General features: G+C 68.2%; 2 protein-coding genes and 1 pseudogene. All 3 read left to right on the forward strand.

All coding sequences use genetic code 11. The annotated features are described in order from the left end of the window. A pseudogene (locus PLJ28_RS15640) lies at positions 1 to 287 on the forward strand (chromosome partitioning protein); the annotation flags it as partial. 4 nt (positions 288 to 291) lie between these two features. Continuing rightward, the gene (locus PLJ28_RS15645) at positions 292 to 1,368 is read left to right on the forward strand and encodes a transglycosylase SLT domain-containing protein (RefSeq protein ID WP_298044716.1); all 1,077 of its coding nucleotides are present in this window, start codon (positions 292 to 294) and stop codon (positions 1,366 to 1,368) included. 8 nt (positions 1,369 to 1,376) lie between these two features. Then, entirely contained in the window at positions 1,377 to 2,027 is a 651-nt protein-coding gene (locus PLJ28_RS15650; protein WP_298044715.1) for a hypothetical protein, read from the forward strand. The last annotated feature ends 286 nt before the right edge of the window (positions 2,028 to 2,313 follow it).

Consider the following 2,313-nt stretch of genomic DNA (forward strand, 5'->3'; position numbering starts at 1 on the left):
AGGAAGACGCCGCCCGCCGGGCCTTCACCACCATCGACGCCCTGCGCGCCGAAGGGTACGGGGAGAAGCTGGCCAACGGGGTCGCCATCATCACCCAGCCGCGCACCGCCTCCACCCAGCGCCTGACCGAAATCCAGAACAGCCTGACGGGCCTGGTCCGCTCGGTGGTCGTGGTGCCGTATGACCGCACCCTGGACGACGGCGGGGAGATCGTCTGGGAGGCCCTGGCCCCGCGGACTCGGGACGCCTACCTGCAGGCCACCGCGGCCGTCGTGGAGGGCATGTGAGCCGATGTTGAACAAGACCGCCGCCGGCCTGGGGTGCCTGGGCACCGCCCTGCTCGGGCTGATCCTGGGTGCGGTGTTGCTGCTGCTCACCCTGGCCGTGTTCGACGGCCCCGCGGCCGAGGGCGGGGTCTGCCGCCCCGAGACCGGCACCGGGTCTGTGCCCAGTGAATACCGCCAGGCCATCGCCACCGCCGCGGAGCACTCCGGGATTCCCGTCGGGATTCTGGCGGCCCAGATCGACCAGGAATCCCGGTGGGACCCCACTGCGGTCTCCCCGGTCGGTGCGCAGGGCCTGACCCAGTTCATGCCCGCCACCTGGGCCCAGTTCGGTGACGGCACCGACCCCTTCGACCCGTTCGCCGCCATTGCCGCCCAGGGCCGGTACATGAAGCACCTGCGCGCCCAAGTCGCCCCGCTGGCCGGGAACGAGAACGAGACGATCCGCCTCACCCTGGCCGCCTACAACGCCGGACCCGGGGCCGTGCTCAAACACCAGGGCATCCCCCCGTTCCAGGAGACCCAGCAGTACGTCCAGAAGATCACCACCGCCACTGGAGGAACCGGCGGCGCCGGGCTCTGTGACTCCCTGGGCGAGCTCAACGTCGACGGGGTCGGCGTCGATGACTACCCCCACCGCGAACCCGTGGGCGTCGACGGCTGGGGCCACGCCCGCAGCCTGTTCGGCCACACCCAGCGCCAGTGCACCGACTTCGTGATGTGGCGCATCAACCAGTCCCTCGGCTGGAGTGAAGGCGAGGGCAAGCCGCCGTTCACCTTCGCCGCACTGGGCGTGGGCTACGGTCCCGGTCAATCCGGGGCAGGATCCTGGAGGGACATCCTCACCCAGGCCGAGGGCGTCAGCTTCCACACCTCCGACCCTAGCCCCGGGGACATCGCCTGGTGGGGGTACAACGACATCGGTGGTGGCTACGGACATGTCGGCTTCGTCGCCGCCGTGGACGGAGACACCGCCATCATCGAGCACTACAACCTCGCCACCCCTAACACCTACTCGGTGACCAACACCCCGGTCAGCGACGTCCCCGGATACATTCGACTGCCCGCCTCCACCCAGGAATAGTTCAACCCATGCGCTCCACCCGATTCACCGCCCTCCTCATTGCCATCGTGGTCGCCGTCGCGCTCTTGACTACCGGCGTCGTCTACGCCGTCACCCGGACCGCCCAGCCAGATACCAGTGACGCCACCCCAACCACCGCGGAGACCGCCACGCCCCCATCGGCCGCTCCCAGCGACGCCGCCACCGGCAGGGCCTGGGAAACCACCGCACCGCCCGCCACGGCCTCGAGTTCCCCGGAGGCGCCGGCCGGGAAGCTGAAACGCAAGGGCATGAGCGCGGACGAGCTCGTCACCACGGCCGCCCAGGTCATGACCACCTGGGACACCACCACCGACGTCTCACCCACCGACGGCTACCGCCGGGCCCTGCCCTTGTTCGTGGACGAATACCAGGACATCTTCGTCACCCCGGCCAAACCGGTCCTGCCCGAAGACTGGTGGGAAGCCGCCGAACACGACGCCAAGAGCACACCACAGGTCCAGATCACCGACACCTACCCTCAGGGCGACATCACCACGTACTACGTCGTTGCCTCCTGGACCTGGCAGTCCGAGGATGGCTGGACCCTGACGCCCGACCCGGCCCACATGACCTTCCAAGTCGCCAAAGATAGGACCGGGTACGTCATCCAGAACTGGACCGACCAGCAACTCCAATAACCGCTCACCTACCGACTGGGTCCAGCGCGCTGGTCCCGGTTCCTCCTTGGGAACCTCTGCGGCCCACCCGTTCCTCCCGGGTGGGCCGCGCTATTTCACAAGGGATAGGTCGTGTCGTGCCTGCCCAGAGTCGGTGAGGTTCCTCCCGAACCTCCGCGACAAGACAGCAACGAGCCGTGCAGGCTAGCGGGGACGGTCATTTACTCATGCTGCTGGGAATCATCCAGCAGTGCGGCGATCGCCGCCAGGGTGTCATTGTCGACTTCCTGGAGAGTCCGGGTGGCAA

The sequence above is a fragment of the Citricoccus sp. genome, from assembly GCF_035445025.1.
Taxonomy (GTDB): Bacteria; Actinomycetota; Actinomycetes; order Actinomycetales; family Micrococcaceae; genus Citricoccus.